19 protein-coding genes, 1 tRNA gene and 1 pseudogene are annotated in these 26,696 nt (G+C 60.2%); 8 read left to right on the top strand and 13 right to left on the bottom strand.

Annotated features, from left to right (window positions below; genetic code table 11):
- Positions 1-118 precede the first annotated feature (118 nt).
- From glmM to ACTQ1S_RS05380, 3 genes are all read right to left on the bottom strand, one after another.
- On the bottom strand, positions 119-1,450 hold the full coding sequence (gene glmM, locus ACTQ1S_RS05390) for a phosphoglucosamine mutase (protein WP_441056577.1): 1,332 nt from the start codon (positions 1,448-1,450) through the stop codon (positions 119-121).
- Positions 1,451-1,533: 83 nt separating this feature from the next.
- The gene (locus ACTQ1S_RS05385; RefSeq protein WP_441547240.1) at positions 1,534-3,810 is read right to left on the bottom strand and encodes a DUF4012 domain-containing protein; all 2,277 of its coding nucleotides are present in this window, start codon (positions 3,808-3,810) and stop codon (positions 1,534-1,536) included.
- Between the two features lie 150 nt (positions 3,811-3,960).
- Positions 3,961-4,983 (bottom strand): DMT family transporter, encoded by a 1,023-nt coding sequence (locus ACTQ1S_RS05380; RefSeq protein ID WP_427719126.1) that lies wholly within the window; start codon positions 4,981-4,983, stop codon positions 3,961-3,963.
- Positions 4,984-5,273: 290 nt separating this feature from the next.
- On the opposite strand from ACTQ1S_RS05380, the gene ACTQ1S_RS05375 reads away from it, so the two are divergent.
- A tRNA-Val gene (locus tag ACTQ1S_RS05375) sits at positions 5,274-5,348 on the top strand.
- Positions 5,349-5,935: 587 nt separating this feature from the next.
- On the opposite strand, the gene ACTQ1S_RS05370 is transcribed toward ACTQ1S_RS05375, so the two are convergent.
- Positions 5,936-6,949: a hypothetical protein gene (locus ACTQ1S_RS05370; RefSeq protein WP_441547239.1), complete on the bottom strand. Its 1,014-nt coding sequence runs from the start codon at positions 6,947-6,949 to the stop codon at positions 5,936-5,938.
- A 387-nt stretch (positions 6,950-7,336) separates the two neighbouring features.
- Between ACTQ1S_RS05370 and ACTQ1S_RS05365 the strand changes: the two genes are divergently transcribed.
- Positions 7,337-8,023 carry a DUF5710 domain-containing protein gene (locus ACTQ1S_RS05365; protein ID WP_441547238.1) on the top strand — a complete coding sequence of 229 codons (687 nt, stop codon included), beginning with the start codon at positions 7,337-7,339 and terminating at the stop codon, positions 8,021-8,023.
- 55 nt (positions 8,024-8,078) lie between these two features.
- Here the strand turns inward: ACTQ1S_RS05365 and ACTQ1S_RS05360 are convergent, their stop codons facing one another.
- The gene (locus ACTQ1S_RS05360; RefSeq protein ID WP_427719133.1) at positions 8,079-9,584 is read right to left on the bottom strand and encodes a Sau3AI family type II restriction endonuclease; all 1,506 of its coding nucleotides are present in this window, start codon (positions 9,582-9,584) and stop codon (positions 8,079-8,081) included.
- Between the two features lie 141 nt (positions 9,585-9,725).
- Between ACTQ1S_RS05360 and dcm the strand changes: the two genes are divergently transcribed.
- The 4 genes from dcm (at position 9,726) to ACTQ1S_RS05340 (ending at position 15,894) form a co-directional block, all read left to right on the top strand.
- Positions 9,726-10,988, top strand: a complete 1,263-nt coding sequence (gene dcm / locus ACTQ1S_RS05355) for a DNA (cytosine-5-)-methyltransferase (protein ID WP_441547237.1) — start codon at positions 9,726-9,728, stop codon at positions 10,986-10,988.
- 125 nt (positions 10,989-11,113) lie between these two features.
- Positions 11,114-11,605, top strand: coding sequence for a hypothetical protein (locus tag ACTQ1S_RS05350; protein WP_441547236.1), 492 nt, complete (start codon positions 11,114-11,116; stop codon positions 11,603-11,605).
- A gap of 258 nt (positions 11,606-11,863) precedes the next feature.
- Entirely contained in the window at positions 11,864-14,908 is a 3,045-nt protein-coding gene (locus ACTQ1S_RS05345) for an insulinase family protein (protein WP_441547235.1), read from the top strand.
- 389 nt (positions 14,909-15,297) lie between these two features.
- Entirely contained in the window at positions 15,298-15,894 is a 597-nt protein-coding gene (locus ACTQ1S_RS05340) for a 5-formyltetrahydrofolate cyclo-ligase (RefSeq protein ID WP_441547234.1), read from the top strand.
- Positions 15,895-15,985: 91 nt separating this feature from the next.
- Here the strand turns inward: ACTQ1S_RS05340 and metA are convergent, their stop codons facing one another.
- On the bottom strand, positions 15,986-16,912 hold the full coding sequence (gene metA, locus ACTQ1S_RS05335; RefSeq protein ID WP_427795933.1) for a homoserine O-acetyltransferase MetA: 927 nt from the start codon (positions 16,910-16,912) through the stop codon (positions 15,986-15,988).
- Positions 16,913-17,123: 211 nt separating this feature from the next.
- Here metA and ACTQ1S_RS05330 point away from each other — a divergent pair, with 211 nt between their 5' ends.
- Positions 17,124-18,101, top strand: coding sequence for an L-lactate dehydrogenase (locus tag ACTQ1S_RS05330; protein WP_152067319.1), 978 nt, complete (start codon positions 17,124-17,126; stop codon positions 18,099-18,101).
- A gap of 381 nt (positions 18,102-18,482) precedes the next feature.
- Here ACTQ1S_RS05330 and ACTQ1S_RS05325 read toward each other — a convergent pair whose 3' ends face one another.
- The 3 genes from ACTQ1S_RS05325 to ACTQ1S_RS05315 form a co-directional block, all read right to left on the bottom strand.
- Positions 18,483-19,451 carry an SIS domain-containing protein gene (locus ACTQ1S_RS05325; protein WP_427793944.1) on the bottom strand — a complete coding sequence of 323 codons (969 nt, stop codon included), beginning with the start codon at positions 19,449-19,451 and terminating at the stop codon, positions 18,483-18,485.
- 144 nt (positions 19,452-19,595) lie between these two features.
- Positions 19,596-20,351: a GntR family transcriptional regulator gene (locus ACTQ1S_RS05320; protein ID WP_441547233.1), complete on the bottom strand. Its 756-nt coding sequence runs from the start codon at positions 20,349-20,351 to the stop codon at positions 19,596-19,598.
- A 2-nt stretch (positions 20,352-20,353) separates the two neighbouring features.
- Positions 20,354-22,330, bottom strand: coding sequence for a RecQ family ATP-dependent DNA helicase (locus ACTQ1S_RS05315; protein WP_441547232.1), 1,977 nt, complete (start codon positions 22,328-22,330; stop codon positions 20,354-20,356).
- A 330-nt stretch (positions 22,331-22,660) separates the two neighbouring features.
- Here ACTQ1S_RS05315 and ACTQ1S_RS05310 point away from each other — a divergent pair.
- Positions 22,661-22,726 (top strand): annotated as a pseudogene (locus ACTQ1S_RS05310) (hypothetical protein); the annotation flags it as partial.
- A gap of 24 nt (positions 22,727-22,750) precedes the next feature.
- Here the strand turns inward: ACTQ1S_RS05310 and ACTQ1S_RS05305 are convergent.
- The 4 genes from ACTQ1S_RS05305 to ACTQ1S_RS05290 form a co-directional block, all read right to left on the bottom strand.
- Complete coding sequence (locus ACTQ1S_RS05305; protein WP_427719478.1) at positions 22,751-23,470, bottom strand: GntR family transcriptional regulator; 720 nt, start codon at positions 23,468-23,470, stop codon at positions 22,751-22,753.
- Between the two features lie 142 nt (positions 23,471-23,612).
- A complete protein-coding gene (locus ACTQ1S_RS05300; RefSeq protein WP_441547231.1) occupies positions 23,613-24,620 on the bottom strand; it encodes a YitT family protein in 1,008 nt (335 codons plus the stop codon).
- A 207-nt stretch (positions 24,621-24,827) separates the two neighbouring features.
- Positions 24,828-25,457 carry an HAD family hydrolase gene (locus ACTQ1S_RS05295; RefSeq protein ID WP_154518552.1) on the bottom strand — a complete coding sequence of 210 codons (630 nt, stop codon included), beginning with the start codon at positions 25,455-25,457 and terminating at the stop codon, positions 24,828-24,830.
- A 156-nt stretch (positions 25,458-25,613) separates the two neighbouring features.
- Positions 25,614-26,696, bottom strand: a complete 1,083-nt coding sequence (locus tag ACTQ1S_RS05290) for an SIS domain-containing protein (RefSeq protein ID WP_441547230.1) — start codon at positions 26,694-26,696, stop codon at positions 25,614-25,616.

The following is a 26,696-nucleotide window of genomic DNA, read 5'->3' as shown; positions in this document are numbered from 1 at the left end:
GTGACGTGAAATGAAAGGGCGCTGACCTTCTGGTCGCGCCCTTGAAATTGAATGCCAGATTGCCGTTTGGGGCCGTTTGTAGCGTCGAGCGGTTACGCGGTTTGGTAAAACCGCGTAACTACAGAGCCTCCAGCGCGGCGGCGATGCGCTTCATGGCGGCGTCGGCGGCGTCTTGGTCGGGGGCCTCGGCCAAAACGCGAATCACCGACTCGGTTCCGCTCTTGCGCACCAGCACGCGGCCCTCGCCCGCCAGCAGCGCCTCGGCCTCGGCGATAGCGGCCTGCACGCCCATGTTGCCCAGCGCAGCATCCTTGTCCGCCACGCGTACGGCAACCTGCGCCTGCGGCAGCAGCTTGCACGGAACCGCGAGCTGCGAAAGCGTCTCGCGTTCGGCACGAATCACTTCCATCACACGCAGCGAGGTCATGATGCCGTCGCCCGTACGCTCGATATCACCAAAGATCGTATGGCCCGTCTGCTCGCCACCCAGGCTGTAGCCGCCCTCGCGCATCTTGGCATACACGTGGCGGTCGCCCACGCCGCTGGTCACGGCACTCAGGCCGGCAAGCTCCAGCGACTTAATCAGGCCAAAGTTGCTGGCGATCGTCGGCACCACGGTACCGCCCGAGAGGCGCCCGTGCTTGTTAAGATACACGCCGCACACGTACAGAATCTGGTCGCCGTCGACCACGCGGCCGCGCTCGTCCACGGCCAGGCAGCGGTCGGCATCGCCGTCGTAGGCAAAGCCCACGTCCAAGCCTTGCTCCACCACATGGCGCTGCAGGCGCTCCATATGCGTAGAGCCGCAGTCGACGTTAATGTTAAAGCCGTCGGGTGCGGCGTTAATCACGCGCACATCGGCGCCGAGCGCATCGAACACCGGCTTGGCGACAGAGGACGCCGAGCCGTTGGCGCAGTCAATGCCAATCTTGACGCCCTGCAGCGAAAAGTTCGCGCTTGCAATGAGCGAGGCAATGTAGCGGTTGCGACCCTGCATGTAGTCAACCGTGGCGCCAATGTGGTTGCCCGTGGCCAGCGGCACCTCGCTCTTGCCATCGATGTAGTCCTCGATGAGCTCCAGCACGTCCTCGTCCATCTTAAAGCCGTCGCTGTTGACGAGCTTAATGCCGTTATCGCAAAACGGGTTGTGGCTCGCACTGATCATGATGCCGCAATCGAAGCAGCCCTCCACGGTCTGGTGCGCCACGCCCGGCGTAGGAATCACATGCAGCATATAGGCGTCTGCGCCGCTCGCAACCAGACCGCTCACCAGCGCCGCCTCGAACATATAGCTCGAGCGACGCGTGTCCTTACCCACGATCACGCGCGCCTTGGCCCCGCGCCTGGCGCCGTAATACCAGCCCACAAAACGGCCGATCTTGTACGCATGCTCTACGGTCAGCCCAACGTTGGCCTCGCCGCGAAATCCGTCGGTGCCAAAGTACTTCATGCGCTCTCCTTACAAAATAGGGGCGAACAGATTGCCTGTCCGCCCCAAAATAGTACTCGATTATCTGCGCTACCAGAAAAACCCTACGCCGACGCGCTATCGCGAGCCGCCTGGCATGTAGGAGTCTGACGCAGCGCAAGCGGCTTGTCCCCCGCCTCGGCCGACGTGGTCAGCGTATACGTGATCGTCGTCGTCTCGCCAGCATGCAGGTCAACGGTGCCCGAATAGAAGGGGATTCCATGCCACGTAGCGGCGCCAAGACCAAACTGGGTGCCCTCAACCGTAAGGTCACTGATGTTGCCGCCCGTCGGGGCAAACAGTGAGACATTCAGACGCTCGTCGTCGCGCGCGGCATCGGGCGCGCTCGCCGCGACGTAGTCGGGCAGCTTGCCTGCCTCCTCCTGCGTCATGATGTTCGTCAGGGTAACGGTGATGCGATACGAGCACGTGCCGTCACCGTTCTTGATGCCCTGGCCAATCTGCGTATCGGCGTTCAGGTACCAGTCGAGCTTGGAGAAGCTCAGGTTGTTAAAGTAAACGCCGGCAACAGGATCGGCACTCGGGTCATCCGGATCGGGCAGCGAAGCGTCAATGCCCGTCTCTTTGATGGCATTCTGCTCATCATCGTTTCTCATCCACGCGATCAGGCGGCCCTCTTCGGCACCGCGCTCGAATGCACCGACAAGCTTCGTAACGTCGACGTCACCGATGCCACCGAGAATCTTGTCGAAGGCAGCGCTGGCGACGGATGCAAAGATGCCGTCCGACTCCTCGACCGGATAGTTCCAGTACACATCGTGCATGAGAACCTTCGCTGCGTTGGTACCGTCGACGACCGTACCATCAGGCAGCGAGACATTACCGACAAGGCCCAGCAGGTACTGCAAGAACACCGGATCGATGCCGACGACGCCATCAACGTCCTGCCCATACTGGGACTTCCACAGCGCGGCGACACGCTGCGAGTTGCGGGGCCAATCGGGCGAATAGGTATTGCCCGAGTTGTACAGGTTACTGTGGTTGCCGAACAGCGCCTCATCCTCTTCGTCGACGCTCTCGACTGCCTCATCCTCGCTGAGTCCAATGCGGGGAACAAACTCGCCAATCGACATCTGGCCGTCAGTGACCGAAATCAGGCCCTGCGAACCGCCAAAGCCGCCGCAAGCACGAATCTCGACGTTGTTCATGGCGTACATAAGGTAGTTGCGCGTCTGGCCGTTGGCGCCGAGCATCTGGGGAAGGACGGGGGTGACCTTCTCCGCCGCGTCAACCGCACCGTTGAGGGTGGCAAAGCCGTCCTTGGCCTTATCGACCAGCTCGGTCACCTGGGAAATATGAGTATCGCCAATGCCCTGGACCTTCTCGTTGGCGCTCTTGAACACCTTCGAGCTGCTGGAAAGCGAATCGGCGACCGCCTGCAGCGCGGACACGTTGATTGTTCCGTCCTGGAACAGCTTGCCGGGCGTTGCCTGAGCGAGATTATCGGCCATGGGGACCAGCGCGCCGCTCGAAACATCGGACAGAGCGTCGACCATGGTGCGGGCGGCGCTAATATCGCTGCCATACACCGGAATGAACGAGGCCATCGTCCACACCGGGCTCGAGGTCTCCGCCTTCATGCTGCTGCAAAGGTCGTTGATCTTCTTCGTATCGTCGGGCAAGGTCGAAAAATCGCCCGACGTGATCTTACCCTTAAGGTCTGCGACGATACCCACGGCCTCCTTTGCCTGGGCCTTCACGGTCTTTGCCGAGTTAAAGAACATGAAGCCGCTCACGCCAAGTGCAACGAGGACAACCGCGACGACAGCAACGACCGCTGTGGCGGCATAACGGTTCTTGTTCTCGCCCTTGCGATGACGATGACGGACCAGCCCGTCCGACGTCGTGCTCGACGAAGTGCCGCCGCCGTAGTTCAGGCCAAAATCGTAATAGTCTTCTTTGGAACCCGAGCCCACAAACTCGGCACCGCTATCGTCCAGACGGGCAAACGTGCCGGTCTCGGAAGCTCCCGTGTAAATCGTGCCCAAGTTGCCCGTGATGCCTGCATCCTTGAGCGACGAGGTGTTGCCGGCAGCATTGGCGCTGCCTGCATTGCCTGCGGGATTTGCGGAGACCTCGCGCGGTGGCACTGCGGGGGTAGCCCCGGTCGCAGCGGCCTGGCCGTTTGCGCGGGCCGCCTTTTTTGCCTTCTGAGACTGCTCATACAGAGCGGTGAACATCGCCGTCTCGCCCGGAGACGTGCGATTGCCGGCGCCGTTCTGGCCAATGCCACCCGGAGCGCTGGGCCTTCCCGCCCCGTTAGAACGCGGCGGGACCGCAGGACGGCCGTCTCCGCTACCCTTAAAATGATTTCCAGCCATAGAGAAATCCTCGCAATACAAAAGTCGATAAACGTTATCAGTTTATGTCATATTGAACGCGCGCAGCTAAACTCCAGACATGCGTCCTGATTACACGCAACATGCGCGAATCCCTATTCAGTTTTTAACTTGTATCAGCCGCTACGTCGACTACACCGTCAAAAATACCATCGCGATAATCATGGCAAAACCCGCCAGGTCGGTGGGCAAAAATACCGTCCCCAACATAAGAGCGCTGGTGATGGTAGCCGAAACCGGCTCCATGGTTCCAATGAGGCTCGCACGGACCGAGCCGATCTCCTTAACGCCCTGCATATAGAACATATAGGCAAAAAACGACCCAATCACGATGAACACCGCGAGCGCGCCGACACCCGAGGGCTCGAGCGCCGGCATGTGTGCCCACGGCTGGGTGAAAATGCTCAGCACGATTCCTGCCGAAAGCATGGCTGAGCCCGTGACAACCGAGCTGCCGTATTCCTTGAGGATTCCGGCCGGAATAATTGCCATGCAGGCACCGCCCACGGCGCACAAAAGGCCCGCGAGCAGGCCCATCGGCGAAATGCTCAGCGTACTGGGGTCGCCGCCTGTGGCGATAAGAAACGTTCCGCCCAAGGCGAGCAAAACACCAAGCGTCTCGCGCGTGCGCGGAAGTCGATGCGTGGCAACGCAGGCATACCCCATGACGACCACCAGCTGCAGGCACTGGAACACCGTCGCCGTGCCCGCGTTGGTTAGGCGCACGGCAGACAGATAGCAAATCTGGTTGAACAGCAAGCCAAAAATCGTAAACAGGATGAGCTGCTTGCGGTCGGCGGGGGTAGTCCACAGTTTAACCAAGCGGTCGCGATCCTTGTTGAGCACGACGACCATAAAGAGCAGGCCGGCGCAAACCTGGCGCATGCTCATGAGCCAAAACGTCTCGATATGGCAAACATCGAAGAGGTAGCTGGCGCAGGTGCCAGAAAATCCCCAGAACGTTCCGCCGGCAGCCGCGGCAAGCACACCCAGGGCCATCTTGCGCGTCTGGGCGTCGTTGAGGCGGTCGCGCCATGCACGGCGGGTGCTGCGGCTGAGCTCATCGGTGCCCTCGGGCACATCAATGTTCGATATATCGGTCATCGGCACCGAAGTCCCTGCGCCTTCGACCTGCTCGACACGCTCTTTGCTCATCCCGCTCCCCCGAAACAGCCTGGAAACAATTCGGCTTACCTTACCACGGCGAAGGCACCAGCTGGGGGCTTGCCCGCTTATCGGTAGGACAATTCCGCAGACGTCTCTTCCATGGTTCGGCATCGCAACGGCTTTGCATTATGTGACAGCCAAATCGCGGCAGCGAGCTCTTTTAAAATGGGCGCGACAAAGCCCTTTGATTCCACAACGTTAGCGATTTTAAAAAATATTCTTGCCACCGAGTTCAAGCTCCGTTATATTATCCCTTGCGCACTTGCGCACCCTTGATCGGGCGTTTAGCTCAGGGGGAGAGCGCTTCCCTGACACGGAAGAGGTCACAAGTTCAAATCTTGTAACGCCCACCAAATGTTCGCAGCCCAGAGGCTATCCCTCTGGGCTGTTTTGTTTTATCTGCTAAGCCAAAAGGGCGCCGTGGCACCCAAAACCGCTTCGGCAGCTCCAATAACCATCCCAATCGAGGCTGATACCGCCTCTACATAACCGGCAATCATCCCGGCAGACCCCAAGTTGCTTCGGTATCGCCGACAATTACCCCTGCCACACCCAAAGTCGCCCAGACAACCCCGGCGATCGCCCCAATCAGCCCCAAAATCACCCAAACAGCCTTGGCGACCGCCCCAATCAGCCCCAAAATTACCCAAACAGCCTTGGCGACCGCCCCGATCTGGCCTTCGCAAGCCTCGCGGCCACATCCGGACAGCCTTCCCATAATCAGGTCTAATACTTTTCCCGAGAAGTGAACGACCTTATTTGGACCCCCGAAGCATCCACACTTTTTACAGCCAAAACCGCAGGATTCCAATGATAAAACCGCAGGAAATAAGCCACCAAAAGTGTCGATGTTTCGGGGGTCCGTTTTGACTCGTTCACTTCTCGGGAAAAGTATTAGACCTGACAATGAGACCCTTGGTCCCATGCCCAGCAACCGCCCCTACCAATGTTGACGCGCCTCGATTACGGCCTGCCAAAGCTTAAACCGCTTCGCTTCGACGCGCTTGAGGGCAAAGTATCGCTGCTCCTCGCTCATGCGCTTATTAAAAATGGGTCGCTTGTTCCGGTGCAGCTTCCGTCGGATGCGTTCGCACAGCCGGATGAGCTTGTCGTAGTCATTTGCCTGCTCAGTCGTCACGGTGAAGTGTGCCACGCCGCTCAACAGCTCCAACTCGTTGCGGCGCTCGGCATCCTTGTAAATCTTCTCGCGTCCGTCATGAATGGCATCGCTGTCGTAATCGACCATCGCGGTCAGCACCTCTGGCAGCAGCCCGGCCTTTACTTTATCCATGCCCACCTCGACTTTAGCCGTAAGCGTTATGTCGGGTGTGCGCTCCAACACGCGAAGCTTGTGATCGCGTCCGTCATTGTATCCATCGCGAATGAAGACCTTCTTGTTAAGTTCGGCCTTGCCCAATGCATACCCGCCGTAGCGCGCAGGCAGCGACATAAACATGCAGAGCCCCGACTCCCTCGGAGAGCGCGACCCCTCGATCACATATGCAAGCAGCGCCTTTGCCTTCGCGATACCCCTCACCTTGGGCGACTTCTCGATATACGCCTCGATGAGCTCCTTAGTCGTGAGCCTGCTATCGCGCATGCCCGCATCCCTGCCTGTTACCCCACCGGGAGCGAGGTTATCCAGCCGGTAATCCGATGTCATCGCATAGCCGGCATAGACGGCCGCTGCCATATCGCCATCGTGCACAGCCTGCAAAAACGCCAGCTCGGGAGAGCACACATACGCATCAAGGTCGCCCATCCAGTGGCCCAGCGAGATAAACGAACCCGCCGGGAGCTCGTTGGTGCACAGATGCGTCTTAACATGCTTGCTCTGCCGACGGCCGGCGCGCGACGGCACCAGCAAATCCAGCGTTTCGATCCCCAGGTCATAGCGATCGATAACCTCCTGCGCTTCTTGGTCCAAGAGCGCACAGGCACCTGCAATCGACACGACCTCTGGCTCCGAATCCCCAAAGCGAGGGTTCGGCATGTGCGCCAACAGCGCCAATGCGGCGTTATGTGAAACGATAAAGTACCTCATGGCGCGAAGATAGCACGCACGCCGGCGGCGGCTGGCGGTCCTGTTAAGTTTCCGGTAAACGACCGGCGGTTTTTTCGCCGAGGTGCGCCAAAGTGTTCATTCGCCGATGCCCAAACCGCAATCCGTCAAGCTTTTGGCAAGGTTGCCGCTCAACTGGCCAAAAGCCGACCATCTACTTGCCAGTTTATCCAAGGCGTAACCAACCAGTCCGCACCGCGGCTTCTCGGCAAAACGCCACAACGTCCACACCCTGCGGTATCCTTGAGCCACTTACACCTGTAGCACCAAGGAGCCACCATGCGCACCGAGCTCAATGTTCCCTTTTCGCGCAAAGAAGAAGCCAAGGCGCTGGGCGCCAAATGGGACCGGACCAAGAAGATCTGGTATGTACCCAGCGGCGTCAACCCCGAGCCCTTTGCCGAGTGGCTGCCCGGTGTTGACCGATCCGACCCCTCTGCGCCGTATATATATCTAGTACTGGGCAAGCGCGAATGCTGGAAATGCCACAAAGAGACCTCGGTCGCGGCCTTCGGCATTCCCTATCGAACCGATGACTGCGAGGGCATCGCCATTGCGCACGCACCCAACAAGGCCGGGCATATTGCCATCGACACAGCCAATGCCAACGCACTCGCCATCGTGCCCGCTCTTGGCTGCGTGCCGGGCGAGATCCGCGACTATCTTTCTAAGCGCTGTGGCTACAAGCCCGTAGGCGCGCGAGCCTCCAAAGCCCCATCACTCGGCAACACGTGCACCAGTTGCGGCGCGCTGCAAGGCAGCCGCTATCTGTTCGAAGAACCCACGTCCCCGTTTGCCCTCACTGCCATCAACAAGCTGCCGGCACTGGAGTTTGTGCGCGTCGAAGTTGCCGGCGTCTTTGGCGTCCCGGCCACGCATACCAATTTTGACCAGGCACTCTTTACCTGGGCACGCGACCATCACGCCGAGTTCCACAAGCAGCTCGGTGAGGGAATTTATTTGTAGAGACGACATCGAGGTATCAAGGAGCAGGGGCTGATTGTTAAATGATCTCGAAACGCTACAGCCCCAGAATATGCTCCAGGTAGCCCTTGTTGAACCAGAACGATTGCTTCGTCATCCAGCGCCCGTCGGGCAGTTCGTAAGCATTCCTTGCGATGTCACCGACCTCTGTTCCATCGGCAAACTTGTAAGCCGCTTTTGACGTATGTGGACGAACGTGAACAATTGGGTTGTCCGCCATACCGGGCAGATTGTTAGTCACTTTGAGCTTTCCGCTCGCATCCCGATATGGATTGAGCTCAATGCCCTCACGTATTACCTTTCGCGTCTCATCCCAACAAGCTTTCGCAGGGCCTTCGATTTCGTTTTCTCCCATCGCCCAGAACAAACAACGGTCGAGACGCAGCACGCCATCGTGGTCCTCGCGAAACACAACGAAGAAGAAACGATTGGTCTCAAGGCACACATGAAAAGGCGACGTTTCCCAGTCTTCCTCGATCAAACGCTTGAACTCAAACGGCGGGAACGACATAGCCTGCTCGATGTGCCCCCTGTTGTTAACTCGAACAGTTCGAACGGAAATGCCTGCCTTGACGAATTCCTCGGCAGCATTGTTTTTGATTCCGAGCATACGATAGACGAGCGTTGTCCACTGCGCCTTATTGCCCGTGTACTCCAACCCGTATTGCTCCGCAATCTGGCGATCAGTTTCGCCATAGTGTTGCTCGATAAGTCCAGTTACGTAACTTTCGAAATCGATAGACTTGCCATCGTCCTGAACAATGCTCTCCCCGACTCGCGGAGCACCGAGGACATAAGTGTGGAGCACATAGTCCATATACGAGCGCTTGAGGGAAAAGGCGCGACGCTTTGCGCGATGGTGCTCAATCTCACCCGTATCGGTATTGAAGTATTCATAATACTGGTCCGCCCACATCGTGGCCTCAGTTGCGCCCTTCGTGCAAGCACCCAGATAAGTTGTCATGCCTTCTGAAAGCTCGTCCGCACGGCCATCCTGAATATAAGAAATGATCTTCTCGTAGTCGGCGCGAATGATTTTCATATCCTCTTCGGGCAGTCGAACCATGACCGCACGCTCAATGCGCTGGTCGTATTTGTCGATAGAGCGATCGCGGCCGTAGTAAATCAGCAGGATATTGCTGAGCTTGGTCTTGAGATGCGAGCTGTCGTAGTCGAGCGAAACGGGACGGTCGTAGGGAATCATCGTCAAGACAAGACGTTCACCGGCAGATTTACGACCGTCTTTAAGTACGTCAAAACACGTTGCCTTGAGCTCGACACCAGCCTCGGGAAAGTCCGGCCGGTCGTCGCTGTTGGCCTTGTAGCCAAAGTAACGCTCCTCGATCAGGGTTCCCATACCGCCCTTGTACTTCTTGGACCCAAAGTCCTTGGGCGCGCTCTCCCCCTCCGGCGCAATGCCAAGCTCAAGAATATCGCGAAACGTCATCCCGTCGAGATTGGCAGCATAGCGCTCGATGCTTGAGGGGTCAGAAAAATCAGTATCGTCAAGCATACGCTTGAAGTCGAGGTGCTTCTTGGACATGGGTACCTCCGAACGTCGCAACTAGCCCCATAGTAGTTCAGAGCAACTACTAACGCCCAGAAAATTGAGGTCTTGATCTTGTCCCCCCGATCGGCTATTGTTGTGAGCACCATAAACGGACACAGCAGCGATTGGAGAAACGTGTCTGAGATTAATATTGCCGAGCTTTTTGCGGGCGTCGGTGGATTTCGTTTGGGTCTCGAAGGCTATGCCGACCCTCGTTATCCCAATTTCTATATGAAACCAGCCGGCCCCTTCCGCACCATTTGGGCAAATCAGTGGGAACCGCCCGGAACCAAGGCGCGTCAGTTTGCGGCACGTTGTTACATGGACCGCTTTGGCGAAGATTCCGTTGTCAACGAAGATATCAATAAGGTCTTGGAGCAGGCTGAAGCCGGCGAAATTAAAATCCCCGATGTGCAAATGGTCGTCGGTGGCTTTCCCTGCCAAGACTACTCTGTCGCGCGTCCTCTCAATCAGGCGCACGGCATCGAGGGCAAGAAGGGTGTCCTCTGGTGGGACATCTATCACTTCCTCGAGATGAAGGAACCCAAGTTCGGCCTCTTCGAAAACGTCGACCGCCTGCTCAAATCGCCCGCGTCTCAACGCGGTCGCGACTTCGCCATTATCCTAAGCTGTCTTGCCGACCTCGACTACACGGTCGAATGGCGCGTGGTCAACTCTGCCGAATACGGTTTCCCCCAGCGTCGCAAGCGTGTTTATATCTTCTGCGAAAAGGACGCTGGCAGGGTTGATCTCGTTGATCGCATGCACAACGGCATCATGGCTAAAGCCTTCCCCGCCATCTATCCCGACGAGATGTCCGAGCTCGACGTTTTACCCGACCCCTACGAGAACTCAACTCGTTTTGGCGTCGGCCAAAAGACCTCTCAATTCAAGAATGCCGGCGTCATGCAGGGCTGTCATGTTCTGACCTGCGACTTTGCCGAAGACTATCACGGTGAGCGCCACGTGCTTGGCGACGTGCTTGTCGACGAGGCTGATGTCCCGGAGCAGTTCTACATCTCCGACGAAAAGCTTCCCGACTGGCGCTACCTTAAGGGCAGCAAGCGCGAAGAGCGCACTAACAAAAAGACAGGCTTTACGTACACGTATTCCGAGGGAGCCATGAGCTTCCCGGATGCTACCGACAAGCCGAGCCGCACCATCCTCACAGGAGAAGGCGGCACGGGAGCGAGCCGCTTCAAGCACGTCATCGAATGTCCCGATGGCCGTTTCCGCCGTCTTGTTCCCGACGAGCTCGATCAGCTTCAGGGATTCCCGAAAGGCTGGACCGATACGGGCATGACTGACGGCCATCGAGCCTTCTGCATGGGCAACGCACTCGTCACCGGCGTGCCCCACCGTATTGGTGAAGCTATGGTCGAAGTGTATGGCCTCTAAGGCAAGTAATCCGGAGCCGGCAGTTCACGCTGTCGGCTCCGTTTTTCTATCCCACTCCCCTGTATACTGATGTAGCACGTGTTTCATCCGGGCTTATTGGGCCGGATTGTTCATGGGAGGGTCTTATGGCTGCTTCGAATCCGCCTAAGGGAAGCGTTTCTTCTTCGTCCATCAAGCCGGTGACGCGCAAGGCCGTGCGCTGCCAGCGCGAGGTCGCTTGGCTTGTCACGCAGGCGGCGGGCAGGCTCGTGGCGACCACTCAGGACGTCAATGCGCCTACGCCGAGCTTTGTGTTAGCGGCGGCGCTGGATTCTGTGCGCCAATTGGAGCTTGCCGCACAGGATGCCAGCGGCCACCTCGACTACCAGAATGTTATGGCGCCCGACCTGCAAACGTTCTGCCACATGGCCAAGTTGCCCGCCGCGCCCAATGCGCTTTCGGACGCAGGCTACATGTTTACGCTTTCGGGCGCGGACCTTATCCGCGATATCTACGCATACTGCAGCGAGCTCACCGAGCGCCACGTCTTTGACGCGGCAGAAATCAAACCGGGATATGCCATCAAGCTGGTTCTTAGGCTGTTCCTGATGGACGGACACGCGGACGCGCAGGCATAGGACGTCTTTCGGCACCATTCATCAAGCCGGCGCTGGCCGCCTTATCTTGGTTGCCGCCACGTGAGTGAGGATTTTTGGACGGTCCGAAAATCCGCGCTCGTGTGTCCGAATATCCACGCTCGCGCGGCGGTCACGCGGGGCCTTTGTCCAATCCGCCGGCATCGTCTCCAGTTCGCCGCAGAGCCGCGGCCCCATATGGGTATACTCACGAGGATTCGACTCGATTCGCCCCCGCTGGAGCGTCAAAGGAGACTGCATATGCCCACCACCTCAACCGACCCGCGCGCCGCTGCCGCCGCGCTGCTGGTGCCCGGCACCACCTGTCACGGCTTTGCCGTCGAGCGCTGCGAGACCGTGCCCGAGCTCGACTCGGACGCCTACGTGCTGCGCCACACCGCCTCGGGCGCTCGCCTGCTGTACCTGGCGTGCGACGACGAAAACAAGGCTTTTGCCATTGGCTTTAAGACGCCGCCGGCCGATTCCACCGGCGTGTTCCATATCCTCGAGCACTCGGTGCTGTGCGGATCGGCCAAATTTCCCGTCAAGGAGCCGTTCGTCGACCTGATCAAGAGCTCCATGCAGACGTTCCTCAACGCCATGACCTACCCCGACAAAACCATCTACCCCGTCGCCACCACCAACGAGCAGGATCTGTACAACCTGATGGACGTGTACCTGGACGCGGTGTTCAACCCGGCCATCTACACCAAGCCCACCATTTTTGAGCAGGAGGGCTGGCACTACGAGCTGGACCTGCCGGAGGGCGCCGAGGGCGAGGGTAACGGCAGTTCCGCAAGCCTGCGCGAGGGCACGCTACGCTATAACGGCGTGGTTTTCAATGAGATGAAGGGCGCGCTGTCCGACCCCATGAGCGTGCTGGACGACGCCGTCAACGCCGCGCTCTATCCCGACACCGCCTATGCGCACGAGAGCGGCGGCGACCCGCGCGCGATCCCTGCGCTCACCTACGAGCAGTTCCTGGACACGCACGCGCGCCACTACAATCCTTCTAACTCCTACATCACGCTCTACGGTGACCTGGACGTGGACCGCGCGCTGGCGTTTTTGGACGAGCGCTATCTGTCGCAGCCGAGTGCCGCGAGCCGCCGCATGGACGCAGCCGTTGCAGCCGGCGAGGACCCGTCCACGCTGGCGCCCAATCCGCTGGTCGTGCAGGCGCCCGTGACCTGCGAGTACAAGCGTGTCGAGATGGCAACCACACCCGAGAACGCCCTGGTGGGCCTGGGTCTTGTGCTGGGCAGCGCGCTCGACCGCAAGCGCACGATCGCGGCGGACATCCTGTTCGAGGCACTGCTGGGTTCCAACGAGGCACCGGTTAAGAAGGCCATTCTGGCCGCCGGCCTGGGCGGCAACGTGGTGAGCTACACCGCGGCCGAGAGCCTGCAGCCCTACGAGATCATCATGCTGCAAAACGCGCAGCCCGGCGTGGCGCGCGAGCTGCGCCGCGTGTTCCAGGACGCCTGCCGCGACCTGTGCGAGCACGGCGTTCCGCGCGAGCGCCTAGAGGCCATCATCAGCAGCAACGAATACGACCTGCGCCAGCGCGACTACGGTATCGCCGACGGCGTGGCCATTGCGTGCGACGCGCTGAGCACCTGGCTCTACGATGACGACGCCGCGACGCTGGCGCTCAAATACGGCCCGGTGTACGAGGAGCTGCGCGGCGAGCTGGACGGCAGCTATTTTGAGGACCTGCTGCGCGAGCTCGTGCTGGAAAACGACCACATGGCGCTGGTCGAGCTGGTGCCGGTGGATGCCGCCGAGGGTGCGGAGAGTGCCGAGGCTGCCGAGCTGGCAGCCAAGCGCGATGCCATGACCGATGCCGAGCTGGCCGATGTGGTCGAGCGCACGGCTGCGCTGCGCGCCGCGCAGGAGGCGGATGACGCGCCCGAGGCCAAGGCCACGCTGCCACGCCTGCGCGTGTCCGACATTGGCGAGGCGCGCCCCGAGCCGCCGCTGGTCGTGGACACGACCGCGCCCATCCCCTGCCTGCGCCACGGCATCCCCACCAACCGCTTGGCCTACGCCATGCAGTATTTCGACCTGAGCTGCGTCGCGTTTGAAGACCTGCCCTATGTGACGCTACTCTGCCGCCTGCTCAAACAGCTACCCACGAGCGAACACTCGGCCGAGGAGCTCGACAACCTTATCGCCGGCAAGCTGGGCTTTTTGAGCTTTACGACCGAGGTCATGACGCAGCCCGACGTGGACGGCGTGCGCCCCTACCTGGTGGTGAGCGCCGGCGCCCTGTCCGAGAAGATCGATGCGCTGGCGAGCCTGCCGCGCGAGGTGTGGTCGAGCACGCTGTTGCTCGATGCCGACGCCGACCGCGTGCGCGACGTGCTCACGCAGATTCGCATTGGGCTTGAGCAGGGCTTCATTAACAACGGTCACTCGGCGGCGCTTGGCCGCGCGATGAGCTACAGCTCGCCTTCGGCCGTGGTGCGCGAGCAGCTTTCGGGCGTGGACTTCTACCTGTTCCTGCGCGATCTGCTCGACCACTTTGACGAGCGTCTGGACGATCTGCGCGCCAAGCTTGCCGAGCTGGCAGGCCGCATCTTTGTGGCCGACGGCTGCCTGGCGAGCTTTACCGGCAGCGATGAGGACTTTGACGCGTACTGGGCCGCCGCGGGCGACCTGGGGTTGGGTGTGGGCGACGGTGCTGTTGCCGGCCGCGACACGCTCGTGGTGCCGACGCCGTGCGACCGCCACGAGGCTTTTGTCATCCCCAGCGACATCTGCTTTGCGGCAAGCGCATGCGACCCGCGTCGCCTGGGCATTGACGTGACGGGCGCCTGGGCGGTTGCCGCCAACGCGCTCTCCTACGACTACCTGTGGAACGAGATCCGCGTGAAAGGCGGGGCGTACGGCTGCGGATTCCGCGCGGCAGGCGAGCGTCAGGCGGCGTTCTACACCTACCGCGACCCGGCAATCGACCCCTCGATTGAGCGCGTGGCGCGCGCAGGCGAATGGCTCGGCGGTTTTGAGCCCGACGAGGCCGCCTTTGAGGGCTTTATCGTGAGCTGCGTGAGCGGCATGGACGCGCCGGTGAAGCCGTACGCGCTCACCAAACGCCGCAACACGACCTACTTGGCCGGACTCGATCCGCATGCACGCCAGGAGCGCCGCGCCCAGATGCTCGCCGCCACGCCCGGTGAGCTGCGCTCGCTCGGCGCCGACGTGACGCGCATCGCAGCCGTCTCGCCCACCTGCGTCTTTGGCGGCCGAGACGTCATCGCCAAGAGCAACGCCGGCTTCAACGTCATCGACCTGCTGGGCTAACGCACAGCAAAGGTAGATTTTTGGGACATGCCTGAAAATCTACCTTTTCTTTTGCCGCTGCTTGGGCGGGGCAGCTCAGCCCGTCACACCAGTTTGTCTAAATCTGTAACATCTAGGCGGCAATATTGGCTCCAGATGTTACAAATCGAGACGTTTTCGGATGACGCCGGCCCTTTGTCTAAATCTGTAACATCTAGGCCCGATTTTGCCGAGTTACTGTTACAGATCGAGACACACCGCCGCGAACACCCACTCTTCGTCAAAACCCACGAAGGTGTCCATGAACTGCTCCCCTTGCGATGGTTTGCGTGGTGGTTTCGACATTTGACCAGATAAAACCTACCAAAATAAACCTGTCCCTTTTTGGTAGGTTTGAGAGAGGGGCCGGGATGGATAAGGCCGAGTTGCGGCGGGCGATAATTGCCCGGCGCGACGCTCTAGATTTGGATATGCGGGCGGCAAAGTCTGCTGCTGTATGCGCGCGGCTCGTTGAGTTGCTGGGCGGCTCGGGTCCCGTGGCCCCGCGCACCGTTGCCGTCTATGCCGCCATGGGCTCCGAGGCAGATCCTGCCGCGTTTGCCGCAGCGGCCGCAAAACACGGCTGGCGCGTGGCCTATCCGTGCATGTTCTCGGCAGCTGACACCGTGGCTTGTGGCCAGCGCATGTGCATGCGGGCAGTTGCTGCCGGCGATGCGTCCGAGGCCCCGTTTATCGCCCACCCTACGCGGGCCTTCGCAGCCACGGACGTCGACAGCAGCCGTTTTCCTATCGTGCCTGCCGAGGCGCTCGATATGATCGTCGTGCCGCTCGTAGCCTTCGACCACACCGGCGCGCGCCTGGGCTATGGCGGCGGCTGCTACGACCGCTACCTGCCCACGCTCTCGCCCGCATGCCAAATCATCGGCATCGCCTTTGACGATCAGCGTGTCGACCACGTTCCCACCGACACCCACGACCTGCCGCTACCCCACATCATCAGCGCCTAACCGCCGTTGTATCGCACCCGCAAGATGGGCATCCGAAAATCCACGCTCGTCACGCCGCAGCCGCAGCCACAACCGCAACCGCAGCCGTAGCCTAGTGCTCCTCGCCGGCGCGGGCCAGGTCGTAGGGCGTGGTCTGGTAGACGTAGTAGTTGAGCCAGTTGGTGTAGAGCAGCTGGGCCTGGCTGCGCCAGACGTTGCGCGGCTCGGCGGTGGGGTCGTCACCTGGGAAGTAATGCGCCGGCACCTGGGGGTTGAGCCCGCGCTTCACGTCGCGCTCGTACTCCAGGCGTAGCGTGTCGGTATCGTACTCGGGATGGCCAAAGACAAAGAAGCGGCGGCTGTCGGTCGACTTGACGATGTACAGGCCCACCTCGTCTGATACGGCCACGACCTCAAGCTGCGGCTCGGCCTCCACGTCCTCGCGGCGCACATCGGTATTGCGTGAATGCACGGCATAGAAGCGGTCGTCAAAGCCGCGGACCAGCGGGCTTTGCGGCTTCACCAGATAATGCTCAAACACGCCGCTCGCCTTGGCCGGCAGGTCGCATTTCTGGATACCGTAATGATGGTAGAGCCCTGCCTGTGCACCCCAGCAAATATGCAGCGTAGAGTGCACGTGCGTGGTGGACCAATCCATGATCTGGCAGAGCTCGGGCCAGTAGTCGACCTCCTCGAACGGCATCTGCTCCACCGGCGCGCCCGTGATGATCAGGCCGTCGTAGTGGATATCGCGGATGTCGTCGAACGTACGGTAGAACGTCTCCAGGTGGCCGGCACACACGTGCGTGGCCTCGTGCGTCTTGGTGCGTAGCAGGTCCACCTCTACCTGCAGCGGCGTGTTGGAGAGCTTGCGCATGATCTGCGTCTCGGTGGCGATCTTGGTTGGCATGAGGTTGAGGATGAGCACGCGCAGCGGACGGATGTCCTGGTGCAGCGCGCGGTACTCGGTCATGACAAAGATGTTCTCGCTCTCGAGCTGCGCGGCGGCAGGGAGGGCGTCGGGGATGCGAATGGGCATGGATGCTCCTTACGAGTCAGTTGCAGCTATGGTACAACGAGCGGCCCCATCCGCGCGAGTGCATCGCCCCGAGACACCGTCAGCGGCCCAAATCACTCCAAAAGTAGAGATTAAGGCATGTCCCAAAAATCTACGGCGCTTTAGCCTAGCAAAGTGGCAGCAGGACGCTACAATGGTTCGATGCGAAAAACTCGGCCGAAAGGATATGAATATGTACCAGACGCGTAAGATCGGTGTGGTCGGCCAGGGCCACGTAGGAGCACATGTCGCCAACAGCCTGCTCATGCAGGGCATTGCCGATGAGCTGTACCTCTGCGATATCAACGAGGCAAAGGTGACGTCCGAGGTCCAAGACCTGCGCGACTCCCTTTCGTTTGTCCCGTACAACACCAAGATCGTCAACTGCTACGACCACTACGAGGAGCTGGCCTGCTGCGACGTCATCGTCAACGCCGCCGGCAAGGTCGCACTGGCCGCCGGCAACCGCGACGGCGAGCTGTTCTTTACCACCGACGCCGCCCGCACCTTTGCCAAGCGCATCGTCGACGCCGGCTTCGACGGCATCTTCGTGAGCATCTCCAACCCCTGCGACGTCGTGTGCACCGAGCTGTGGCATCTGACCGGCTACGATCCCAAGAAGATCATCGGCTCGGGCTGTGGCCTGGACTCTGCCCGCCTGCGCACCGAGATCTCCAAGAAGGTCGGGGTGAGCCCCAAGTCCATCGACGCCTACATGATCGGCGAGCATGGCTTTAGCCAGCTGGCCGCCTTTAAGGCCGCAACCATCGCCGGCAAGAGCCTCAACGAGCTTCAGGCCGAGAACCCCGACAAGTACGCCTTCGACCACATGGAGGTCGAGGAGCTCGCACGCAAGGGCGGTTATGTGACCTACGCCGGCAAGCAGTGCACCGAGTACGCCGTTGCCAACTCCGCCGCGCGCGTCTGCGCCGCCGTGCTGCACAACGAGCACGCCGTGCTTTCGGCCTCTACGCTTATGACCGGCCAGTATGGCGAGGAGGGCATCTTTACCTCCCTGCCGTGTGTGATCGGCGCCGAGGGCGTCGAGGAGGTCTACACGCTCGACCTTTCCGAGCACGAGCTCGAGGGCTTCCACAAGAGCTGTCAGCATATTCGCGACAACATCGCCCAGCTCGACTGGTGGGACGCCGAGGCCTACGACGCCAAGTAGTCCGCCGGTTGATGCGACAACTCACTCATACGGACACAATGTAAAGCGGGCCGCGCCGGAAACCCACCGGCGCGGCCCGCTTTTTGACTCACGCGACACGCTTGCAGATTTAGGTCTAATACTTTTCCCTAAAAGTGAACGAGCAAAAACGAGCCCTCGAAGCATCGGCACTTTGTGGAGACCATTTCCTGCAGTTTCATTAAGATTTTCCTGCTGTTTTGGCGTCAAAAAATGTCGATGCTTCGGGGGTCCAAAATAGGTCGTTCACTTCTCGAGAAAAGTATTTGACTTCGTTTTTCGACAAACAGAAAGGGGCACCGTAACGCAAACGGGGCCCGCGCTTGGCGAAGGCCCCGTCATGAAAATCGCGTTCCCCGTTACCTAGTACCGCTCGACGCCCATGTAGCGGCGAACCTCGGGACTGTGGTCAAATACCTTGCCGCGGGCGGCGCGCAGCTCACAGCTCATCGCATAGAAGAAGATCGGCTCCAGGTACGAACGCACGCTGGCGGGCACCTCGCCCACGCCGTACTCAAGCGCATCGAGCACCATGACTGTATCGGTGTGCGTGTTGAGAAATGCCAGTGCGCGCTCCTCCATGGGGCGACACTCGCCAGCGCCAAGCTGCACAAAGTAGAACACGCCGGGCTCGGTAGCCTCGAAGGGACCGTGGAAATACTCGCCGGAGTGGATGTAGCAGCAGTGCTGCCACTGCATCTCCATGAGCGAGCAGATGGCCATGGCGTAGGTCTGGCTAAAGTTGGGGCCGGAGCCCAGGATATAGAAGAACTTGTGCTGCTGGCAGAGCTCGGCAAAGCGATCGCCCAGCTCGGCGTTGACCTTCTCGCGGGCAGCGGGCAGCAGTGTGTCCATCTGCTTAAGGCCGGCGTACATGTCGGCGAGCGCCTCGTAGCCCTCCTGCTGGTCGAGCAGCTCGGCGGCGATCAGAGCGCCGATGCCCTGCGGAACTTCGGCCTGCGACTCGCCCTTGCCCCACGGGTAAACCCAGGTGGTCCACTTGCCGTTATCGATCTTGGAGCCCGCGTAGTCAGTCATAGTCACGACCTCGGCACCGGCGGCCAGCGCCATCTCGCAGCCGTCGACGACCTCTTGCGTGTTACCGCTGTGGCTACAGGCGATGACGAGTGACTTCGGCCCTAGGCTCTTGGGGGCCATAAGGCAAAACTCGCGCGCCGTGTAGACCGTCGAGGTAAACGTGGTTGCCTCGCGCTTGAGCAGCTCATTGGCCGGCATAAGGTCAATCATCGAACCGCCGCAGGCGATCCAAAAGACATTCTCGATCTTACCCTTGCGCTCGATAATTTCCTGAACCAGATCGTGTGCGTTCACGGTGACATTCCTCCCTGTGTGGCGGCTTTGAGCGGCGACAGCTCGTACCTGCGGTCGTTCTATGTTGTCCTATTTATAGCACGCAAGCTGTCGCAGGTGAATTCATTTCACCAAACTTGTTCTGTATTGTTCTATCTATGGACGTTAGATGTCGAACACGTAGCGCGACCCCACGATCTTTTGGCGCCCGAGCAGCAAGGGCCGCTCGTCCGCATCGGTAAAGTACGCCTCCATATAAAAGAGCGGCTCGCCGACCGGCACCTCCAACAGCGGGGCCGTCTGAGCATCGGCGAGCGCGATCTCCACGGTACAGGGATCGGACTTGAGCGGTGCGCGGCCCGAATGCACGGCAACGAGCGCAAAAATCGAATTGTCGGCGAGGTCCTCGTCGGCAAGCTGCTGCAGATAGGGATGGTCGGCCAGCACAAAGGCGTTGTTCTCGAGCATGACGGGCACGCCATCGGCCGTGCGCACGCGCTCGACCACGATGAGCTCGCAGGCGGGTTCCACGCCAAAAAACGCCGCGTCCTCGCGCGCCGCCGCAACCACCGTGCGCGATACCAGGCGCGCTCCGGCCGCCATGTCGTTGGCAGCGCAGGCCTCGGTAAAACTCTGGACGTCGCCTTTCTGGACAATCTTGCGCTTGAGCTTGGGCGCACACACAAACGTGCCCCTCCCCTGCTGACGGTTGAGATATCCCGCGCGCGACAACTCCTCAATGGCGCGACGCACGGTAATGCGCCCCACGCCGTAGGACTTCGCGAGCTCCATCTCGGAAGGAATGCGCGAGCCGGCAGCGTACACGCCGCGCGCGATCTCGCCCTTTAGGTCGTCCATAACCTGCTGGTACAGCGGCACGGCGGACACGTCAGTACGGTCGGTCTTGCTATCGGCTACCATCGTTACGCTCCATCCCGTGCGTGCTCGGATTCAAACTCTTCAATCGCCGCCATAAACTGCTCGCCAAAGGCGTCGGCTTTTTTCTCGCCAATGCCGTTGACCCGGATAAGCTCGTCGCGCGTCTGAGGGCGCAGGCGGCACAGACCGCGCAGGGCCTTATCGGAGAAGACCATGTACGGCGCCATCTCCAGCTCGATCGAAATCTCCTTGCGGAGTGCCCGCAAGCGCTCGAACAGCTCGGCATCGTCGCCCACGCGCGGTCGCTGATCCAGCTCGGCCTCCTCGCGTAGCAGATCCACCGCACGGCGGGCGCGGGCCGAGGCCTTGCGCTTGGATGCACGACGCTTAACGGTAAAGGCAAACGCCTCGTCCTCGACCTCGCCGGCACGCGGGCCCAGCCCAACGACCGGGTACTGTCCCTGTGAGGTTGCCAAATAACCGCGGCCGCACAGCTGCCCGATAATGTCCTTGATGCGCCCGACCGATTCGCTCGACAGCTCACCGTAGCCGCGGTCCTCGTCCAGATGCATCTGGCGAATGCGCTCGGTGTTGCCGCCGTGGAGCACGTCGGCGATCAGCGACTTGCCAAAACGCATGGGACGCGTAGCCACATAGCGCACGGCGGCGCGGGCCATATCGGTGACGTCCTCGACCTCGAACTGCGTGAGGCAGTTGCTGCAGTTGCCGCAGCCCTCGGCGTCGTCCGTGGCGGCACCGCTAGCACCGGCTGCGGCGGTATGCTCGGCCGCAGCCTCGTCGCCAAAGTAGCGCAGCATGTATTCGCGCAGGCAGCCGGTGGTATTGCAGTAGCCCTCCATCTGGCTGAGCAGGCGATATCGATTCTGGAGCGCCCACGCGCGTTGCTCGTCATCGAGCACCTCGTCGGCAGCATCGCCGCGATCGATCAAAAAGCGACGCATGCGAAAATCATTGCCGTTCCACAGCAAATGGCAGCTGGCTGGGTCGCCATCGCGGCCGGCGCGGCCCGCCTCCTGGTAGTACGCCTCGATGCTCTCGGGCACGTTGTTGTGAATCACGTAGCGCACGTTGGGCTTGTCGATACCCATGCCAAAGGCGTTGGTGGCAACCATTACCTGGATATCGTCGTCGATAAAGGCGCGCTGGCTTTGCCGGCGGGCGTCGTTGCCCATGCCGGCATGGTAGCGGCCAACGCGAATGCCGCTGGAGCCCAGCGCCTCGGCAAGCTCGCTTGCCAGCGCATCGACGGTCTTGCGAGTCGAGCAATACACGATGCCGCTTTCACTCGAATGTGCGATCACATAGTCGCGCACCCACGCGGCCTTGGCCTTGTCGCCCATCTCCTCGCAGCCAAAGTAGAGGTTCTTGCGATCGAAGCCCGTCACCACCGTCGCGGGGTTTTGCAGGCCGAGCATCTGCTGAATGTCCGCACGCACGCGCTCGGTCGCCGTAGCGGTAAAGGCCGCCACGATGGGGCGCTGCGGCAGGGAATCGATGAACTCGCGAATCTGCAGGTAGGCGGGACGGAAATCCTGGCCCCACTGGCTTACGCAGTGGGCCTCGTCAATGGCCACGAGCGGCACGCCAATGCCGGCGGCGGCCTCCCGCGCAAAAGTTAAAAAGCGCGGCTCGAGCAGACGCTCGGGCGCCACGTACATAAGCTGGTAGCGGCCCTCGCGCGCCCGCTTGAGCACGGTGTTTTGCTGGGCCGGAGTAAGACTGGAGTTGAGATAGCTGGGTCGCGCACCCGCCGCGAGCAATGCACGGGTCTGATCCTCCATAAGCGACAGCAGCGGACTCACCACAAAGGTGATACCGGGCAGCATGAGCGCGGGCACCTGGTAGCAAATGGACTTACCGGCGCCCGTGGGCATAACGCCCAGCGCATCGCGGCCGGCAAGGATCGCATCGACCATGCGGTCCTGCCCCGGGCGAAACGAGGTGTAGCCAAAATAGGCGCCGAGCGTATCGAGCGCCATCTGCTGCATGCTATCGGTCATGGTTTCCTAACGTCCAAGTCATCTGCCGCCGATTATACGCCGCCACGCGGACCGATGCCGCACGGCTGCCGGCCACGGGCAATGTAATCCGATGGGAACGAGCGTGGATAATCTCCCACTTTGAGCCCGTCACCAAGCAAAAAACGGGAGATTATCCACGCTCATTCTGCGGGTAGTCATTGGGGACATTCTTGACAAGCGCGGAAACGTCGCTGGTTGAGCATAAGTCAGCGAAAACGCCCCTAAGCGAGCAAGGTGACGTGAAAGAGGAGGGAAGCGTACTTTTGTACGCGACCGACGATTGAACGTCAGATTGCCGCTTAGGGGCGTTTGCAGCGTCGACCGGTCCGCCGTTCGTTAGAACGGCGGAACCAAAGGCGTAGCGTCGAGCCGTTACGCGGTTTGGTAAAACCGCGTAACTTATATGACCATGACGTAGCGGCTGCCCACGTAGTACTGCTTGCCGAGCAAAACCGGCTCGCCATTGGGACCGGTAAAGCCGGCACGCAGGTTGAGCAGCGGATCGTGCGGAGCGATGCCCAGCTCGGCCGCCTGCTCGGCATTGGCGCGAACGGCCTCGACCGTGCGGTAGCCAACCGAGGCAATCGGCGTTCCACCAACACGCTCGACCTCGGCAAAAATCGACTTGTCCTCAAGATCGGCCGTCAACAGCTCACGGTAGGCGTCAAAGGGCACAAAGATGTTCTCCTCAAAGATGGGCTCGCCGTCGGCCGTACGCACGCGCTTGATATGCAGCAGCAGCGCATCCTTCTGCAGGCCAAAGAACTCCATCTCGTTTTGGCGCGCCGGAACGATCTGGCGATCGATTACATGCGCGCCGGCCTTCATGCCATTGTCGGCACACAGCGCGGTAAACGTCTGCAGCATCGAGGCATGAAACTGGCGGTTGATGTGCGGCGTGGAGACAAACGTGCCACGGCCTTGCTGTTTAACCAGATAGCCATCGGAACACAGCTCCTCTACGGCGCGGCGCACCGTAATACGGCTCACCTCGTACTGCTCGGCAAGCTCAAGCTCGGACGGGATACGCTCCTTGGGTGCATAAACACCCTTCTCGATCGAATCCTTGATTTCGTCGTAAATCTGCTGGTACAGCGGCGCATTTTTGGGTGCAGGCATATCTAATCACTCTTATCGAAATATCGGGATAACAAATACGTATATAACGTCTAGTTTTATGTTACCTCATAACGATAAAACGATACATCCTCCCTACCAAAAAGGGACAGGATTGAGCAGAGCCGGCAAAATGCCAAATACCTTACTTGCCGTCGTCCTGCTGCAAGCTGTCCTGTTCGCTGAGGCGCACCTGCCTGCTGGCCATGCGTGCGGGCTTGTCGGGATCGGGAACGGCCGTGGGCATGGGTTCGTCGACATGACCGCCCCACCAACCGCCCACAAAGTTGAGCGTGTGGAACACGTTGATCACGGCGCCGGGATCAACCTCGCATACCAGCCTGATAATGTCCTGGCTCTCGTAGGTCGAGACAACGGTGTGCAGCAGGTACATCTTCTCGCGGCTGTATCCGCCGACGACCTCGGCGCAGCTAATGCCGTGCTGAAAATGGTTTACGTAGGCAGTCATGACCTCGTCTGCCTTACGCGTCGTGATCTGCAGCGTCACACGATCGTAGCGATGATAGAAACTGTCGATGGTCTTGGTCGAAATAAACTGAAACACAATGGAATACGCCGCCTTGTCCCAGCCAAACATAAAACCAAAGATTGCCAGGATAAAGCAGTTAAAGCCAAAGATGACGCCCCAGATGGTCTTGCCTGTGTGGTTGGAGACCCACAGCGCAATAAAGTCGGTGCCGCCGGTGGATGCGCCGGACTTAAGCGCGATGGCAGCACCCAGGCCCGAGACCACGCCGCCAAAAATGATGAGCATGATCTTGTCGCCCAAAAATGGAGCGAAGTGAAAGACGTTGAGGAACAGCGACGAGAGCACGACCTGCATCATCGAGAAGATGACGAAGCGCTTGCTAATGCCGCTCCAGCATAGGAGCGCCACGGGGATGTTGAGTGCGAGCATACCGAGCGAGATGTCGATGTGAACGCCACCTAGCGAGGTAACGCGATCGAGAAGGACCGCGACGCCGGTAAAACCGCTCGGAAGCAGGTCAGCGGGCCGAATGAATGCCTGGATCAGAAATGTCTGGAGAACGGCAGAGACCGTGACCGCCACGGCAGTAATGGCACGGCGGACGATGGTGAGGCGGCCGAGTACGAGCACGCGGTCCGTGAGCTGATCGATGGCATCCGCCACGCAGGCTCCTTTCGAAGGCAGATATAGTTGTGGGGCATGCCCGCGATTGTAGCATGGAGCGTGCGGGGGGCGCCTCAATTCACCCTCTCTCGACAACCATCAGAAGGACCGTGAGGCCACTCAAAAGAAAAACGCCGTGAAGAGAGCGATCCCTTCACGGCGAATTCGGCATTTGCCCAGATAAAACCTGCCAAAATAAACCTGTCCCTAAATGGCAGGTAGGATGTCACACAGATTGTCGATGACAACGTCGGCGGCAGACTGGTCCAGGTTGACGCCCTCGTGCGGACGCAGCGCCAGGACGCGGGCGCCAGAGCGCTTGCCAGCCTCGATGCCCAGAGGCGAATCCTCGATAACCAGGCACTCGGCAGGCTCCACCCCCAGCGCCTCCATGGCACGCTGGTAGATCTCGGGGTCGGGCTTAAACGCACTGCACTCGTGACCGCTGATGGTGTAGTCCAGCACGTCGGCGATGCCGGCAATCTCCACCAGCTCGTCGATCAGCTCGCGATAGGACGAGCTCGCGATGGCACACTTCACGCCGCGCTCATGCAGCTCTCGCATCACCGGCTCCGTCTGCTCGTTGAGAAGCTCGGCATACGGAACGGGGTGGTGCGGGCTGTAGACCTGCTTGTACTCCACGCGCAGGCGCTCACGCAGCTCAACATCGTCGGGCACCAGCGCCTTCCAAATGGCCGGCTCGTTAGACCCCGAAAGGTCGGGGATCTCGTCAAAGTGGAACCCCTTCTCTTCCATAAACGCCACGCGGCGACGGTTGTAGAACCACTCGGTATCGACCAGCACGCCGTCCATGTCAAACAGCACTGCCTTAATCATACGCTCCTCCTTCCACCTGCCAAAAAGGGACAGGTTTATTTTGGTAGGTTTTATCTGGGGTTTGCGGCGCGACAAACACGCCCCCAAAGCAAAAAAGGGGACGGGGTGAAAACCCCATCCCCTCTCAATCAACCCGTAAGGTCTACTTACTTGTGATTAGTAGGAAAGCTTCCACATGTAGCGACGCATGGTCAGCGGGTGCTGACGGGCCTCGGCGATCTGGTTGCCGTACTCGCGCATAACGGCGAGGTGCAGCAGCGGGTTGAAGTAGGTGACGACGCTCGCGGGCACGGCGTCAGCCAGGCCGTAGTCCTTGGAGTCGATCAGAGCGACCTTGGCGCCCATGCGCTCAAGGAAGGTGAGGGCGCGGGCGTCCATCGGACGGGTAGCGCCATCGGACATGAAGAAGACGTAGGGCTTACCCTCGGTGGAAACCTCGAACGGGCCGTGGAAGTACTCGCCGGTGTTGTAGGCGGCGGCGTCGATCCACTGCATCTCGGTGAACAGGAAGGCGGCGTGAGAATAAGCCATCTTCTCGGAGGCACCGGAAGCCATGAAGTAGATCATCTTGTCGTCCTTGAAGTCCTCGGCGAACTTCTTGGCGAGCTTCTTGCAGGACTGAGCGGCGTTCTCGCAGAGGTCGAAGACGTTGGTGAGGCCGGTGATCATGTCCTCGTAGTGGTCATAGCCCTCGGTCTGCTGAAGGATCTCGAGAGCAAGAGCGATGGCATAGCCGGGCTTCTCGCACTTGGCAGCGTAGTTGGCGTGGAAGCCGTGGATGATGACGTGGTCGGCGTCGACGGTCAGAGCGGAGCCGGCCTTGTTGGTGAGGGAGACTACCGGGCAGTTGTGCTTCTTGGCGGTCTTGTTGGCCTCGACGGTCTCGGGCGTGGAGCCACCGAGGGAGCAGGTGATCACGAAGGTGTGCTCGTTGACCCAGGAGGGCGTGTCGTAGTTGAACTCGTTTGCGGTGAAGATCTGAACGTTCAGCTTGTCCGTGTTGTTGGCCAGGAAGTACTTGGCGGGGTAAAGGTCGGACATGGAAGCGCCGCAGCCAACGAAGGCGACGCTGTGGATCTCGTGGTTGGACAGGACGTCAGCGACGATCTGCTTAGGGAGGTTAAGGTCGATCTCGTACATCTGACACATTCCTTTCGATTTTTGCGGCGCCACCTTGCCGGACGTGCGCAGGATTACCGTGATTTGGACCGAGTCGCCGGCCCATTGAAGATGTGACAT

Source organism: Collinsella sp. LCP21S3_D3, from assembly GCF_052118305.1.
Taxonomy (GTDB): domain Bacteria; phylum Actinomycetota; class Coriobacteriia; order Coriobacteriales; family Coriobacteriaceae; genus Collinsella.
Note: the sequence above shows the minus strand (reverse complement) of the source record. Positions and strands in the feature narration are given on the sequence as shown.